Source organism: Pseudomonas sp. RIT-PI-q (assembly GCF_001297125.1).
GTDB lineage: Bacteria > Pseudomonadota > Gammaproteobacteria > Pseudomonadales > Pseudomonadaceae > Aquipseudomonas.
Genome location: NZ_LHPC01000017.1, coordinates 137,864 through 150,625, shown reverse-complemented (window position 1 = coordinate 150,625; position 12,762 = coordinate 137,864). Strand labels below are relative to the sequence as shown.

13 protein-coding genes are annotated in these 12,762 nt (G+C 60.0%); 8 read left to right on the top strand and 5 right to left on the bottom strand.

Features of this window, described 5'->3' with window-relative positions; translation table 11 throughout:
• Positions 1 to 178 precede the first annotated feature (178 nt).
• On the bottom strand, positions 179 to 919 hold the full coding sequence (locus AEQ67_RS04555; RefSeq protein WP_059402699.1) for a response regulator: 741 nt from the start codon (positions 917 to 919) through the stop codon (positions 179 to 181).
• A gap of 202 nt (positions 920 to 1,121) precedes the next feature.
• On the opposite strand from AEQ67_RS04555, the gene AEQ67_RS04550 reads away from it, so the two are divergent.
• Positions 1,122 to 1,379: a DUF2790 domain-containing protein gene (locus tag AEQ67_RS04550; protein ID WP_059402698.1), complete on the top strand. Its 258-nt coding sequence runs from the start codon at positions 1,122 to 1,124 to the stop codon at positions 1,377 to 1,379.
• Between the two features lie 329 nt (positions 1,380 to 1,708).
• Here AEQ67_RS04550 and AEQ67_RS04545 read toward each other — a convergent pair whose 3' ends face one another.
• Complete coding sequence (locus AEQ67_RS04545) at positions 1,709 to 2,149, bottom strand: NUDIX hydrolase (protein ID WP_059402697.1); 441 nt, start codon at positions 2,147 to 2,149, stop codon at positions 1,709 to 1,711.
• A 79-nt stretch (positions 2,150 to 2,228) separates the two neighbouring features.
• Entirely contained in the window at positions 2,229 to 3,602 is a 1,374-nt protein-coding gene (gene ppnN, locus AEQ67_RS04540) for a nucleotide 5'-monophosphate nucleosidase PpnN (RefSeq protein ID WP_059402696.1), read from the bottom strand.
• Positions 3,603 to 3,814: 212 nt separating this feature from the next.
• Between ppnN and AEQ67_RS04535 the strand changes: the two genes are divergently transcribed.
• A complete protein-coding gene (locus AEQ67_RS04535) occupies positions 3,815 to 4,342 on the top strand; it encodes a DUF3087 domain-containing protein (RefSeq protein WP_059402695.1) in 528 nt (175 codons plus the stop codon).
• A 180-nt stretch (positions 4,343 to 4,522) separates the two neighbouring features.
• Here AEQ67_RS04535 and AEQ67_RS04530 read toward each other — a convergent pair whose 3' ends face one another.
• Positions 4,523 to 5,512 (bottom strand): LysR family transcriptional regulator, encoded by a 990-nt coding sequence (locus AEQ67_RS04530; RefSeq protein WP_161807458.1) that lies wholly within the window; start codon positions 5,510 to 5,512, stop codon positions 4,523 to 4,525.
• An 86-nt stretch (positions 5,513 to 5,598) separates the two neighbouring features.
• Between AEQ67_RS04530 and AEQ67_RS04525 the strand changes: the two genes are divergently transcribed.
• The 6 genes from AEQ67_RS04525 to AEQ67_RS04500 all read left to right on the top strand — a co-directional run bounded on the left by AEQ67_RS04525 (position 5,599) and on the right by AEQ67_RS04500 (position 11,749).
• Entirely contained in the window at positions 5,599 to 6,768 is a 1,170-nt protein-coding gene (locus tag AEQ67_RS04525) for a M20 aminoacylase family protein (RefSeq protein ID WP_059402693.1), read from the top strand.
• Between the two features lie 47 nt (positions 6,769 to 6,815).
• On the top strand, positions 6,816 to 7,604 hold the full coding sequence (locus tag AEQ67_RS04520; protein WP_059402692.1) for an ABC transporter substrate-binding protein: 789 nt from the start codon (positions 6,816 to 6,818) through the stop codon (positions 7,602 to 7,604).
• Between the two features lie 69 nt (positions 7,605 to 7,673).
• Complete coding sequence (locus AEQ67_RS04515) at positions 7,674 to 8,363, top strand: ABC transporter permease (RefSeq protein ID WP_059402691.1); 690 nt, start codon at positions 7,674 to 7,676, stop codon at positions 8,361 to 8,363.
• Positions 8,360 to 9,073 (top strand): ABC transporter permease, encoded by a 714-nt coding sequence (locus AEQ67_RS04510; RefSeq protein WP_059402690.1) that lies wholly within the window; start codon positions 8,360 to 8,362, stop codon positions 9,071 to 9,073. Before AEQ67_RS04515 ends, AEQ67_RS04510 begins: the two co-directional genes overlap by 4 nt.
• A gap of 158 nt (positions 9,074 to 9,231) precedes the next feature.
• Entirely contained in the window at positions 9,232 to 9,999 is a 768-nt protein-coding gene (locus tag AEQ67_RS04505) for an ABC transporter ATP-binding protein (RefSeq protein ID WP_059402689.1), read from the top strand.
• A 172-nt stretch (positions 10,000 to 10,171) separates the two neighbouring features.
• Positions 10,172 to 11,749 carry a sensor domain-containing diguanylate cyclase gene (locus AEQ67_RS04500; RefSeq protein WP_059402688.1) on the top strand — a complete coding sequence of 526 codons (1,578 nt, stop codon included), beginning with the start codon at positions 10,172 to 10,174 and terminating at the stop codon, positions 11,747 to 11,749.
• A 14-nt stretch (positions 11,750 to 11,763) separates the two neighbouring features.
• Here the strand turns inward: AEQ67_RS04500 and AEQ67_RS04495 are convergent, their stop codons facing one another.
• Positions 11,764 to 12,681: a LysR family transcriptional regulator gene (locus tag AEQ67_RS04495; RefSeq protein ID WP_059402687.1), complete on the bottom strand. Its 918-nt coding sequence runs from the start codon at positions 12,679 to 12,681 to the stop codon at positions 11,764 to 11,766.
• Between the last annotated feature and the right edge of the window lie 81 nt (positions 12,682 to 12,762).

The following is a 12,762-nucleotide window of genomic DNA, read 5'->3' as shown; positions in this document are numbered from 1 at the left end:
AGACCCTGTAGCAGCTGTCGAGCCTGCGAGGCTGCGTTCGGCGGCGCAGCCGTCGTAAAACCTGTGACCACGTTGTATCAGGCGGACCGCATTTACCGGATTGCGACGGCTTCGCCGCCGAACGCAGCCTCGCAGGCTCGGCAGCTGCTACAGGTATCGGGGGCGGCGCAGAGCTGAGTCATGACTCCGCGCCGAGCAATTCCACCGGGTAGGAGAACACGTAGCCTTCGCTGCGCACGGTTTTGATGTAGGTCGGTTCCCGGGAGTCATCCATCAGCCGTTGGCGCAGGCGGCTCACCAGCAAATCGATGGAACGGTCGAACAGGTCGGCGTCGCGGCCCTGGGTCAGGTTGAGCAATTGGTCACGGCTGAGCACCCGTTGCGGGTGATCGAGGAACACCCGCAGCAATCGGTATTCAGCGCCGCTGAGGGCCACCATGGTGCCGCCTTCATCCAGCAAGTGGCGGGCGGTGGTGTCCAGGCGCCAGCGGCCGAAACCCAGCAGCCGGCCGGTTTCGGTGATCAGCAGGTTGGGCGGCAGCATCCGGGTACGGCGCAGCACGGCGTTGATCCGCGCCAGCAGTTCGCGGGCGGCGAAGGGTTTGGTCAGGTAATCGTCGGCGCCCATTTCCAGGCCGAGGATGCGATCGGTTTCATCGTTGCGCGCGGTGAGCATCAGGATCGGCGTGGCTTTGTGCTTGCCCGAGCGCAGTTCGCGGCACAGCAGTAGGCCGTCATCGCCGGGCATCATGATGTCGAGCACGATCAGGTCCACGGTGTTGGCTTCGAGAAAGCTGCGCATTTGCCGGCCGTCGGCGACCACGGTGGTGCGCAGGCCGTTCTTCTTCAGGTAATTTCCCACCAGTTCGCGAATCTCACGATCGTCGTCGACGATCAGGATGTGGTTCACGTGTTCCATTGCTCAACCCTCTTATTATTCGCACGGTGTTTTTCCGGTGCGTATGTACCGAACTGTATCCAGGCTCCTGTGTGACACCTTACGCCTTAATAGCGGCGGTTTTACGACACATGGCAGATACCTCGGGTTGATTGAATGGGTTCCATCGAGACAGGACGACTTGCCTCGTACCACTCCCCATTGCAACCCTGAGGACATCATCATGAACGTGAACAAACTCTTCGCTGCAAGCTTCTTCGCTGTGCTGAGCGTTGCAGCCGTTTCGGCTCACGCCGATACCCAGCCGCAGACGCACGCTTATGGTTCCCATCTGGATATCAAGCAGGTTATTTCTACTGTAGAAGAGGGCGGCGCCAATTGCGGCATCGTCAATGCCCGGATGACTTACCTGGATTCCAGCGGTGTGCAGAAGGTGCTGGATTACAGCAAGTTTGCAGATTGTGGCAATCAGGGGGGTTGAGTACCTACCCGGTGTTGCTCGCGATGAACCCATGGGCACCGCGTTTATCCTGTTTTAACGCGTCATCGTTGACGACCTTCGCGAGCAGGCTCGCTCCCACAGGGGGTGATGTTGGATGTGACGGTCCCATCGCGGGCAAGCCCGCTCCCACAGGGGGTGGACCCATTGTAGGAGCTGGCTTGCCAGCGAAGACGGCCTGACAACTAACCAGTCCCTGGCAGATGTACACAGGCGGGCTGTCAGTCACCCTTGGTGTTGGCTGACACGCCGCCTTCGCGAGCAGGCTCGCTCCCACAGGGGATTTGCGGTGTTCTGTAGATCGGGAACGGTCAGGCGTTTTCAAGCATTTCAATCAAACGTTCTGGCCACACGGTTTCGCCGGTTTCTTGCAGTTCGGCCACTGACCACCATTTATGCTCTGTCATTACTCGCGCTTCATCTTCCGTCCATCCATCGCGTGTCAGTTGCTCACTGTTCGCCCGGACGACGAAATAGCGCTCCACGGCCAAGACCGATTCGCCGCTGGGCAACATCATCTGAAAACTGCGCTCACGCACGCTCGTGCCCACGGTGTCGACGTGCAGACCGGTTTCTTCGAGCAGTTCGCGAATCGCGGCGGCTTCGAAGGTTTCACCTTTTTCCAGGCCACCCCCAGGCGTCGCCCAATAATCGCGACCGTCGAGGGCATCGCCCTTGTGCTGGAAGCGAAACAGCAGCACCTGATTGGATGGGTTGAGGACCAGGAGCCTGGCGGCATTGCGTTGGCGCATCGTCGTTTCTCTTTCCATAGAATGCGGCGTGCCGAAGCGATTGCTTCGGCACGTGGCGCAACGGCTTACATTAGCTTTGTTACGCAACCACCTGATAACACGGCACATACGCCGCGCCACCCGGCAGTTTCATCCGGTGCTGGGCGACGAACGCCTTGAGCAGTTGATCCAGCGGTTGCATCACCGCTGCATCGCCGCGGATCTGGTACGGCCCGTGTTCTTCGATCAGGCGGATGCCCTTGTCCTTGACGTTGCCGGCGACGATGCCGGAGAACGCGCGGCGCCGGTTGGCGGCCAGTTCGTGGGCCGGCAGATCGCGGCTCAGGTTCAGGGTGGCCATGTTTTCGTGGGTCGGGTCGAACGGGCGCTGGAAGCCCTCGTCGATTTTCAGCAACCAGTTGAAATGGAACGCGTCGTTGCGCTCGCGGCGGAACTGTTTCACCGCTTTGAGGCCCTGGGTCATGTAGCGCGCGACTTCCGCCGGGTCGTCGATGATGATTTCGTAGTGCTGCTTCGCGGCGTCACCCAGTGTGGCGCCGACGAAGGCATCCAGTTGTTCCAGGTACGGCGCGGCATGTTTCGGCCCGGTGAGGACCACCGGGAACGGCAGGCCTGCGTTGTCCGGGTGCATCAGGATGCCGAGCAGGTACAGGAACTCTTCGGCCGTGCCGGCGCCGCCCGGGAAAATGATGATGCCGTGGCCGACGCGCACGAACGCTTCCAGACGTTTTTCGATGTCCGGCAGGATCACCAGTTCGTTGACGATCGGGTTCGGCGCTTCGGCGGCGATGATGCCGGGCTCGGTCAAACCGAGGTAGCGCCCGCCGTGAATGCGTTGCTTGGCATGGGCGATGGTCGCGCCTTTCATCGGGCCTTTCATCACGCCGGGGCCGCAACCGGTGCAGATATCGAGGCTGCGCAGGCCCAGTTCGTGGCCGACTTTCTTGGTGTATTTGTATTCTTCGGTGTTGATCGAGTGGCCGCCCCAGCACACCACGATCTTCGGCTCGACGCCGGGGCGCAGGGTGCGGGCGTTGCGCAGCAGGTGGAAGACGTAGTCGCTGATGCCCTGCGACGTGCTCAGGTCGATGCGCTGGGCGTCGAGTTCGTTTTCGGTGTAGACGATGTCGCGCAGGGCGCTGAAGAGCATTTCCCGGGTGCTGGCGATCATTTCGCCGTCGACGAAGGCGTCGGCAGGGGCGTTCAGCGGTTCGAGGCGTACGCCACGGTCCTGCTGGTGAATGCGGATTTCGAAATCCTTGTAGGCTTCGAGGATGGTCTTGGCGTTATCAACGTGGGCGCCGGTATTGAGGATGGCCAGGGCGCACTGGCGGAAGAGGGTGTAGGTGCTGCCGGAACCGGCTTCGCTCAGTTGGTGGACTTCGCGCTGAGAGAGGGTTTCCAGGCTGCCTTTCGGGCTGACCGAGGCGTTGATTACTTGTCGTTGGGTCATTCAATGATCCTTAAAACGATGCCGTTCATACAGGCAAATGGCATCCGAATAGTATGTATCCAAGAAAGAAGATGGCACGAACTGCGCTGTATCGCCATGTTCCCCGTTTGACGATGAAAAGATGAAAAGGAGCCTCAGCATAGCTAAAACGCTCGCAGAGGCGATAATGCCCCGCACTCTTTTTGTTCATGCCCCCAAGGAATCCTGCCGCGATGTTCGAAATCCAGCCGAAAAATGCCGCCACCTACCGGCAGCAGACACGACGCAGCACTTTCATCATCGCCCTGATTTTCCTGGCGCTGGCCATGGTCTTGTCCACCGCGGCGGTGGCCCTGTTCGGCGAGCCCGGCGGCGACAACCTGCGGTTTAACGTCGGCGGCGTGTTTGTCGCGGTGTTGCTGATGGTCGCGTTGATGCGCGGTAAATTCTGGAGCCAGGAATGGATGGCGCCCGCCGTTTACGGCTGGAGGCTCAAGCGCAGCCTGATGAGCGTCACCAACATCATGCATCAGGTCACGGCAGCGGTGGAGGCCGGTGATCCGACCGCTATGAAGCTGTTGCGCTTCTATCATCTGGGGTTGAGCCAGATGCATGAGTTGGACGGCAACTCCAGTGATCACAGCCAATTGACCCGGGAAATGGATCAACACAAGGCGCGAATGGAAGCGCTGGGCATCGACACTGAACAGACGCAATTGAATCCGGCGTGGCTGGAGGCGATAAAGCAGACGCCACGGTAAAACCTTGGATCGATGCCGATCAGCCAACGCGATCCCTAATGTAGCAGCTGCCGAAGGCTGCGTTCGGCGGCGAAGCCGTCGCAAAATCAGACAACACGGTATGTCAGAGGCACCGAGCACGCAGGTTTTACGACGGCTTCGCCGCCGAACGCAGCCTTCGGCAGCTGCTACAGGGATCGGCTAAACCCGAAGGCGCAAGGTTTCAAAGAGTTCCCGGTCTTCCTTTTTCGCCGAACGGGCATGGCGGCGGATGACCTGCAACAGGCAATCGGTGAAGCACAGTGCCGCATTGCTCAGCGAGCCGTTGCGTCGGGTGACGATGCTCAGCTGCCGGGGTTCGAACTGTTCGCTCAGCCCCAGTGAAACCACGCGGCCGAGGAAGGGAGGGGCGATACTGACGATGGACGGCCCCCAGGTGCACATGTCGGCGCGCTCGACCATCATCTGCAATATGGCCAGTGAATGGGCCCGAACGATGCGGTTTTCATCGATCTGCGCGCCGTGTTTCCAGAACAATTCCTGCATCAGTCCATCGTGGCCGTCCGGCGCATAGTTCAGCGTCCAGTTCTGCTCCAGCAGCTCATGAATCGATCGAGCATGTTGGTGCGCATGACCCTCGCGGACCAGCACCGACGTCTGGTAATCGAGCAAGGTTTCGCAGGCGAATTCCTGAGTGGATTGTGAAGGGTGAAGCTGGCCGATGGCGAAATCCATGCTGCCATCACGCAACAGTGGCTGGGCCACGGCCATCAGACTTTCGAACAGCTCCAGGCGGATTTCCGGCATCCGCTCACGGAAGGCCAGCACCACTTCAGGCAAGAACGTCAGGGCGATCCACGGCGTGATCCCGACACACAGCCGGCCCTGAGCCTTGCCGCGCATATGGTCGAGCTCGGCTTGCGCATGCTCGAGTTGCTTGATCACCAGCCGGGCGTGGGTCAGCAACACTTTCCCGTATTCAGTGAAGTTCAGGCCGCTGGGCGTTCGGGTGAACAGCGGTAGCTGCTGGGCGGTTTCCAGCTCGCGCAACGCTTTGGTCACGGCCGCCTGGGAGATGTCCAGCGAACGTGCCGCCGCCCGGATGCTACCGGTTTCGGCGCTGGCAATCAGTGCTTGTAATTGATGCAGTTTCATCTGCTCACCCTGGTGACAACTCAGGGTTGTCATCATAACCAAACTGGGCCTCCCCAGCCCAGCGTCCGTTGCCTAAGATCCAGCTCAACAGCCGCTCAGGTCTTAGCGAAAGGAATACAACAATGAACACAGACGCTGTCTTGCCGGGTATTGCAGAGATGCAGGACGAAATGATCGCCTTGCGCCACAGCCTTCACGCGCACCCCGAGCTCGGCTTTGAAGAGTTCGTCACCAGTGAACGGGTTGCCCGGTGTTTGACGCAGTGGGGCTTCGAGGTCAGCACTGGCGTGGGTAAGACCGGGGTGGTCGCCACCTTGAAAAACGGCGAGGGCCGGTCCATCGGTTTGCGCGCCGACATGGATGCACTGCCGATTCAGGAAGCCACCGGTTTGCCCTATGCCAGCCGGATCGACGGCGTCATGCATGCCTGTGGCCACGACGGACACACGGCAACCCTGCTGGCAGCCGCTAAATACCTCGCGCAAACCCGCGCCTTCAACGGCACGCTGCAGCTGATTTTCCAACCGGCGGAAGAAGGGCTGGGCGGTGCGCGGAAAATGCTGGAAGAGGGCCTGCTTGAGCGCTTTCCGTGTGACGCAATATTCGCCATGCACAACGTACCGGGTTACCCCGTCGGGCACCTGGGCTTTTACAGCGGACCGTTCATGGCGTCTGCCGACACGGTGACCATCAACATCATCGGCAACGGTGGCCATGGTGCGGTGCCGCACAAGGCCATCGACCCGGTGGTGGTCTGTTCCTCCATCGTGATTGCCCTGCAAAGCATCGTCTCGCGCAACGTCAATCCGCAGGACATGGCGATTATCACGGTGGGCTCGATTCATGCCGGCAGCGCCTCGAATGTCATCCCTTCCAGCGCCACGATGAGCCTGAGCGTACGCGCCCTGACCCCCGAGATTCGCCAGTTGCTCGAAGTCAGGATCACCGAATTGGTGAACGGTCAGGCAGCCAGTTTTGGCGCCCGGGCCGAGATCGATTATCAGCATTGTCATCCGGTGTTGATCAACCATCCCGAGCCCACCGCGTTTGCCCGAGAGGTTGCGCGCGAATGGTTGGGAGAAGGGCAGTTGATCGACGACCTGCGGCCCTTCACCGCGAGTGAGGACTTTGCCTTCATCCTCGAAAAATGCCCCGGCAGCTACCTGGTGATCGGCAACGGCGACGGCGATAGCGGCTGCCTGCTGCACAACCCCGGCTATGACTTCAACGATGCATGCCTGCCAATCGGTGCGAGCTATTGGGTCAAGTTGGTCGAACGTTTTCTGCGTTGAGAATCGTATTTTCAGCGTCACGCAGGGTCTGGAGAGGAAAAATAACAATGAACAAGATGATTGCTGCCGTTTCACTGGTTTTGTTAACGGCGTCGAGCCTCGCCGGGGCGGCCGACTGGTCGGGCAAAGTCCTGAAGTTGGGGGTCGATCCCACGTATCCGCCGCTGGAGTACAAAAACCAGGACGGCACGCTGACCGGCTTCGGGGTCGATATCGCCGAGGCGCTTTGTGCAGAGCTCAAAGCCCGATGCATCTGGGTCGAAAGCAGCTGGGACGGGATGATCCCGGCGCTGCTGGCGCGCAAGTTCGATGCGGTGGCGTCGTCGATGACCGTGACGCCCAAGCGCCAGGAGCAGATTGCCTTTACCGAAAAGGTGTCGAATGCGCCGGCCCGGTTGGTGGTCAGGCGCGGATCGGGCTTGCTGCCGAGCCTCGAATCGCTCAAGGGCAAACGCATTGGCGTAGAGCAGGGCTCGACTCAGGAGGCGTATGCAAAAGCCGCCTGGGGTTCGAAAGGTGTGGACGTTCTGTCCTATCAGAATCAGGACCAGGTATACGCCGACCTCGTGGTGGGACGACTCGATGCTTCGTTGCAGGGCTCGATCCAGGCCAGTTACGGGTTCCTCAACACGGCGCAGGGCAAGGACTATGAATTCGCCGGCGCGACCCTCGACGATCCAGCCTTCTTCGGCGTCGGTGACGGCATCGGCGTGCGCAAGAACGATGTCGAGTTGCGCGAAGACCTGAACAAGGCCCTGGCAACGATTCTCGCCAACGGCACCTACGAGCGGATCAACAAAAAATACTTCGATTTCGACGTCTACGGCGCGAAATAACGCCCCTCGCTCAAGAAACGCGTCGCTCGTTCCCCTTCACCTCAACCTAATAAAAACAAGGAGAGTGAAATGCTTCTGGAAGGCTTTGGCCCGCAGATTCTGCTGGGCACCCTGGCCACACTCAAACTGGCGCTGTGGTCATTGTTGATCGCCGTCCTGGCCGGGCTGCTCGGCGCCAGTTCCAAGTTGTCCTCCAACCGTTTATTGCGCGGGCTGGCCACCGGATATACGACGCTGATTCGCAGCATGCCGGACCTGGTGATCATGCTGTTGCTGTTCTTCAGCTTGCAGATGCTGCTCAACCGCATGACTGACTGGCTGGGCATCGCGCAGATCGACATCGACCCGTTCCTGGCCGGTGTCGTCACCCTGTCCTTTATCTACGGGGCTTACTTTACAGAGACCTTTCGCGGTGCGTTTCAGGCGGTCCCGGCGGGCCAGATCGAAGCGGCGAGGGCCTATGGCATGAGCCGTGGCAAAACCTTTGGCAAAATTCTCTTCCCGCAAATGCTGCGTCACGCGTTGCCGGGCATCGGCAATAACTGGCAAGTGCTGATCAAGTCGACCGCGCTGGTGTCGATCATCGGCCTGACCGATGTCATCAAAGCCACCCAGGACGCGGGCAAAGGCTCGATGCAGTTCTTCTATTTCACCCTGGTCGGCGGCTTGATCTATCTCGCCATTACCACGGTTTCCAACGGGGTGTTGATGTGGCTTGAGCGCCGTTACTCGGTGGGTGTCAGGAAGGCGGCGCTATGACCGGCATTCTCGAAGAGTATTGGCAAGCTTACCTGTGGAGTGACGGGCCGCACTTTTCCGGGCTGGCGGTGACCTTGTGGTTGCTGATTCTTGCGGTGGCGAGCGGCTTCCTGCTGGCGGTGCCGTTGTCGATGGCCCGGGTCAGCCGCAACCCGTTGCTGCGCCTGCCGGTCTGGGCTTACACCTACGTGTTTCGCGGCACCCCGTTGTACATCCAGTTGCTGTTCTTCTACACCGGGGTGTACAGCTTGCATGTGGTGCGTTCCCAGGATTTTCTCAACGCGTTTTTCCGTGACGGCTTCAACTGCACGGTGCTGGCGTTCGGGCTCAATACCTGTGCCTACATGACCGAGATTTTTGCCGGCGCGATCAGGGCCACTCCGCACGGCGAAATCGAGGCCGCCAGCGCCTACGGGATGAGCCGGTTCACCCTCTATCGGCGGATCGTCCTGCCCTCGGCGTTGCGCCGGGCCCTGCCGTTTTTCAGCAACGAAGTGATTCTGATGCTGCATTCGACCTCGGTGGCGTTCACCGCCACGGTCCCCGATTTGCTGAAGATCGCCCGGGACGTCAACTCGGCGACCTACGCCTCTTTCACCGCGTTCGGGATTGCCGGGGTGCTGTATGCCGGCAGCGCGTTTTTGCTGATCTGGCTGTTTCGTCGCGGCGAACTGCATTGGCTGGCCTACCTAAAACCCCGCACGCACTGACTCATTTGTAGGAGCGAGCGTGCTCGCGATGGACGTTAACGCTAACGCGTGTTTGCTGGATAAACGCGTCGCCCTCAAGTCCTTCGTCGGAACGCCGCCCGGAGCAAGCTCGCTCCTACAGGTATCAGCACGCACTGACCCTTTTTGGACACGCTCGAATGTATAAATTGATCGTTGAAGACGTACACAAGAACTACGGCAGTCATGAAGTCTTGAAGGGGGTCTCACTCAAGGCCAGGGCGGGGGACGTGATCAGCATCATCGGCTCCTCGGGATCGGGCAAAAGTACCTTCCTGCGCTGTATCAACCATCTCGAACAACCGTCGGCCGGGCGCATCATCGTCAATGCCGAAGAACTGCTGACCCGCAAGAATGCACGGGGCGAGTTATGTGCGGCTGATCCGCGGCAGTTGCAGGCCATGCGCAGCAAGCTGTCGATGGTCTTTCAGCACTTCAATCTGTGGAGCCACATGACCGTGCTGGAAAACCTCATCGAGTGCCCGATGAGTGTGCTGGGGATCGGCCGCGCAGAGGCGCTGGAACGGGCGCGCCACTACCTCGCCAAGGTCGGCCTGCCACAAAAGGTCGAGACTCAGTACCCGGTCCATTTGTCCGGAGGCCAGCAACAGCGCGTCGCCATTGCTCGTGCGCTGGCCATGGAGCCGCAGGTGATGTTGTTCGACGAACCGACCTCTGCCCTCGACCCGGAACTGGTGGGTGAAGTGCTCAAAGTCATGCAGCAGCTTGCCGAAGAAGGCCGGACGATGGTGGTGGTCACCCATGAGATGGCGTTTGCCAGGCAGGTGTCTAACCACGTGATCTTTTTGCATCAGGGCCGGGTGGAAGAACAGGGCGCACCGTCTACTGTTCTTGAACAGCCGCGCAGCGAGCGGTTGCAGCAATTTCTGGCGGGGAGCCTCAAGTAACGGAAAAACACCAGCCGCCGGTCGGGACAATCGTGCGGATACTTATCGGGTAAATCACCCTATCGGGTGTGTGATGAGGCATAGTCGCCTGCTCCGGGCGGCTGATACCCGTCATGGGTCATAAAAGGGCGAACGGGAAGATTCGCCATGTCATCAGGAATCAGGGAACGTCATGGGTAATCCATCCGTTAAAGATCGCATTGAAAAATCCCGGTCCGCCGTGTCGATGTTGACCGAGCAGACCGGGGCGAAGCTCAAGGTTCGTTCTGCCGTGGTGCTGCTGGTGGCGGTCTGTTTGTCCATGACCGCGATCGCGATTTGGGAAGCCTGGAACTCGCGCCAGTACCATCTGCATGACAAAGAAGTGGCGATGTCCAACCTCGCGCAGACCCTGGCGTCGCAAGCGCGGGCGTCGATAAAGCAAGCCGATACGTTGCTGTTTGCCCTGGTAGACCGCCTCGAAAACGATGGCATGGGTCCGGCGCAGTTACCCCGATTGCAACGTTTGCTCATGGCGCAGCGCAGCGAACTGAGCCAGCTCCATGGCTTGTTCGTGTTTGACGAAAAAGGCCGATGGTTCGCCAATTCCAACGGTGCCAACCTGCCCGACGCCAACAATTCCGACCGTGAATATTTCATCTTCCATCGCGATCACCCCGACCGCGGGCCGCATATCGGCCCGTCGATCAAGAGCCGATCAAGCGGTGAATGGATCATGACCGTGTCGCGCCGCCTTAATTACCCGGATGGGCGTTTTGCCGGTGTGGCCCTGGCAACCATTTACCTCAACCACTTCCTTACGCTCTACGACAACATCGACATGGGCCGCAACGGTGTGATCAACCTGATTGCCGACGATGCCAGCATCGTGGTTCGCCGGCCGTTCAACGAAGCTGAAATCGGCAGTAGCGTTGCCAAGGGACCGCTGTTCACGCAGCTGTTGCCCAAGGGTGATTCCGGTACGGCAACGGTCAAGTCTTATGTGGATGGTGTCGAGCGGGTGGTGGGGTTTCGACGGGTCGAGGGTTATCCGCTGGTGATCTTCGCCGCGCTCGACAAGGAGGAAGTCCTGACCGGCTGGCGTGCGGAGACGATGCTGAGCGCGGGTATCGTCTCTCTGCTGCTGGGGTTTTTGAGCTTCCTGGGTTTTCGCCTCATCCGGCTCATGAAGCAGCAGAATCAGGTTCAAAGCGTCTTGCTGGACGCGCAGGAAAAGCTCATCGAGGTCAACCGCAGCCTTGAGTTGCTGGCGCTGGAAGACGCACTGACCGGTCTTTCCAACCGCCGTCAGTTTGACTTGTTCATCCTCGCGGAAATGGGCCGCGCCAGGCGTACCCAGACCAGCCTTGCGTTGCTGATGATCGATGTCGATCACTTCAAGAGTTTCAACGATCAATCCGGTCATTTGGCCGGTGATGAGTGTTTGCGCAAAATCAGCGCAATCATCACCGACAACATCAAGCGGCCCGGCGATCTGGCCGCCCGTTATGGGGGTGAAGAGTTTGCGGTGGTACTGCCGGGGACCGACTATGTGGGAGCGTTCCTGGTGGCGGAAAAAATCCGCCGTGCGGTTCAGCAGGCGGGCATTGCGCACAGTACCAGCCCGGAAGGCACGGTAACGGTCAGTCTGGGGGTCTGCGCTTACGACCCGGCGGCGCAAGCCCAGCCTGACGACTTGATCGGTGCCGCCGACAAGGCGCTGTACGTGGCCAAGGCCAGCGGCCGGAACATGAGCGTCATCGCCAACTGAGGACTGAATCGTCTTCAGACAAAGCGGTCGCTGCCCTGAACCAGTTTGGTCGACAGATACGATTGCTTGAGTTTTTCCAGCCACCAGCCCAGGGCGCGACCGTCATGATCGCCACGCCAGCCGGCATACAGAATGTTCGGCTCGCGCGGGTCGGCCATCTGTTTTTCAACCAGCGTACCGTTCTTCAACAGCGAACCGACCCGATGCTTCGGTAACCAGCCGACGCCCAAACCGTCGCACTGGGCGAGGATTTTTGCGCGCATGGTCGGCACCGCGAGCACCGGTTGCCCACCGGAGACGCCATAGGTGCTGCCCTCGGTGACCCTGGACGAATCGGCCACGACAATCGCCCGGTGCTGCGCGACCATGGCGCGTGATATCTGTTCTTTGGCCTTGGCCAGCGGGTGTTTCGGTGAGACCGCGAACACCCACTCCATTTCCCCCAGTTGCATCCAGCGCAATGTGGGAATCGCCGGTGGCTCGTTGGTGGCACCGATGATCAGATCCGCGCGGCCTTCGCGCAGGGCTTCCCAAACACCTTTGAGCACCTCTTGCGTGATGCGCAGCGGCACGCCGGATTGCAGCGCGTCGAACTCGTGAATCACCGGGATCAAGGCTTCGAATTCCAGCAACTCGTCGGTGACGATCCACAGCCGGCTCTCCCAGCCATTGGCCACTTGCTGCACCCGTTGGGTCAGGCGTGAAACGTCCTGCATCAGCCGCGCCGCTTCATTCACCAGCAACTCGCCGGCCGGGGTGAGTTGCAAGCGGTAGCGACGGCGGTCGAACAGCAAGGCGTCGAAGCGCTCTTCCAGTTGTCGCGCCGCGTAGGAGATGGTCGAAGGTGCCTTGCCCAGGTGCGCCGCGGCCCGCGACAGGCTGCCGGTTTCGCGGATGGCTTCAAGCAATGCCATGTCTTCAAGCGACAGCATGGTCTAACTCCTCAAACGAGCAAGATCAACAGATCGCAGCCTTCGGCAGCGCCTGCACAGGGTCTGCGTTTCCCTGTAGGA

Bases quoted from the DNA above. Each gene is read 5' to 3' on its own strand.
- AEQ67_RS04555 (WP_059402699.1), bottom strand. From the start codon at position 919: ATGGAACACGTGAACCACATCCTGATCGTCGACGACGATCGTGAGATT.
- AEQ67_RS04550 (WP_059402698.1), top strand. From the start codon at position 1,122: ATGAACGTGAACAAACTCTTCGCTGCAAGCTTCTTCGCTGTGCTGAGC.
- AEQ67_RS04545 (WP_059402697.1), bottom strand. From the start codon at position 2,149: ATGCGCCAACGCAATGCCGCCAGGCTCCTGGTCCTCAACCCATCCAAT.
- ppnN (WP_059402696.1), bottom strand. From the start codon at position 3,602: ATGACCCAACGACAAGTAATCAACGCCTCGGTCAGCCCGAAAGGCAGC.
- AEQ67_RS04535 (WP_059402695.1), top strand. From the start codon at position 3,815: ATGTTCGAAATCCAGCCGAAAAATGCCGCCACCTACCGGCAGCAGACA.
- AEQ67_RS04530 (WP_161807458.1), bottom strand. From the start codon at position 5,512: ATGATGACAACCCTGAGTTGTCACCAGGGTGAGCAGATGAAACTGCAT.
- AEQ67_RS04525 (WP_059402693.1), top strand. From the start codon at position 5,599: ATGAACACAGACGCTGTCTTGCCGGGTATTGCAGAGATGCAGGACGAA.
- AEQ67_RS04520 (WP_059402692.1), top strand. From the start codon at position 6,816: ATGAACAAGATGATTGCTGCCGTTTCACTGGTTTTGTTAACGGCGTCG.
- AEQ67_RS04515 (WP_059402691.1), top strand. From the start codon at position 7,674: ATGCTTCTGGAAGGCTTTGGCCCGCAGATTCTGCTGGGCACCCTGGCC.
- AEQ67_RS04510 (WP_059402690.1), top strand. From the start codon at position 8,360: ATGACCGGCATTCTCGAAGAGTATTGGCAAGCTTACCTGTGGAGTGAC.
- AEQ67_RS04505 (WP_059402689.1), top strand. From the start codon at position 9,232: ATGTATAAATTGATCGTTGAAGACGTACACAAGAACTACGGCAGTCAT.
- AEQ67_RS04500 (WP_059402688.1), top strand. From the start codon at position 10,172: ATGGGTAATCCATCCGTTAAAGATCGCATTGAAAAATCCCGGTCCGCC.
- AEQ67_RS04495 (WP_059402687.1), bottom strand. From the start codon at position 12,681: ATGCTGTCGCTTGAAGACATGGCATTGCTTGAAGCCATCCGCGAAACC.